The sequence below is a fragment of the Nocardioides silvaticus genome (assembly GCF_003160695.1).
Taxonomy (GTDB): Bacteria; Actinomycetota; Actinomycetes; order Propionibacteriales; family Nocardioidaceae; genus Nocardioides; species Nocardioides silvaticus.
Genome location: NZ_QGDD01000021.1, coordinates 1 through 1127 on the forward strand (window position 1 = coordinate 1; position 1127 = coordinate 1127).

A 1127-nucleotide genomic window follows, 5' to 3' on the forward strand; every position below is an offset into this window, starting at 1 on the left:
CCTCGCCTAGCTGTGATGTCCAGCCAGGTTGTCCAACCGGGTGATGGGTGGGAGGCCACCTAGGGCTGAGTGGGGCCGGTGGTGGTTGTACTGGTGCAGCCATCCTGCCAGCGCGGCTCGACGGGCGTTCTCGGAGGTGTAGAGCTTCTTGTAGGCCCAGCCGTCGGCCAGAGTGCGGTGGAGTCGTTCGATCTTGCCGTTGGTCTGTGGGCGGCGGGGCCGGGTCCGCTTGTGGGTGATGCCGAGGTCGGTGCAGCTGTCTCGCCACAGGTGGGAGATGTAGGCAGATCCGTTGTCGGAGAGCACCCGTTCAACGGTGACGCCGTGCTCGGCGAACCAGGCCACTGCTCGATATAGGACGCCGGCGGCTGTGGCGGCCTTCTCGTCGTCGTGGACCTCGGCGTAGGCGACACGGGAGTAGTCATCGATCACGGTGTGCACGAAGCAGTTGCCCAGCTTGGGCTGGTAGGCCTTGTTCCGCTTGCCTGTGCGGTCACGAGTGGCCAGGCGGTTCGCGAAGCCCTGCTCCACTCCCACAAAGCGCCAGCCGCCACCGTCGGGGATGTTGCCGAACTTGGTCACGTCGACGTGGATCAACTCACCGGGCCGTTCTCGTTCGTAGCGGCGAGCAGGCTCGCCGGTGACCCGGTCGATGTGGGAAAGCCGGTTGAGTCGGCACCGGACCAGGACCGCATGAACCGTCGATGCCGGCATTTGGAGCTTCGCGGCGATCGGGACTGGTCCGAGACGTTGCTTCCAGCGCAGGTGCACGATCTTGCGCACCATCGGCGCCGGTGTCTTTGCGTGCTGAGTCCTCCGGGCTGAGGAGCGGTCGACCATCCCGCCCGGGCCTTCCTCGCGGTAGCGCTGTGCCCACTTAGCGGCCGTGCGCCACGAGACATTGAAGAACTCAGCTGCCCGTGAGGGTGGCCAACCGTCTTCCACAATCAGCCGCGCCAGCCGTAGTCGGTGTTTCGGAGTCAAAGCCGCGTTAGCGTGAGCCATGAAGGCCTCCCTTGGAGTGTGGTCCTAGACAGCTCCACTCCACATCGGGGAGGCCTTCACCTATCTACGGCTCGCCGTACCCGATCGAACAACGTGCCTGGACATCACACCTAGCGGCTCGG

1 protein-coding gene is annotated in these 1127 nt (G+C 65.0%); it reads right to left on the bottom strand.

Features of this window, described 5'->3' with window-relative positions; all coding sequences use genetic code 11:
• Nucleotides 1–6: 6 nt before the first annotated feature.
• Nucleotides 7–1005 (bottom strand): IS481 family transposase, encoded by a 999-nt coding sequence (locus tag DJ010_RS21665; RefSeq protein ID WP_109697549.1) that lies wholly within the window; start codon nucleotides 1003–1005, stop codon nucleotides 7–9.
• Nucleotides 1006–1127 lie beyond the last annotated feature (122 nt).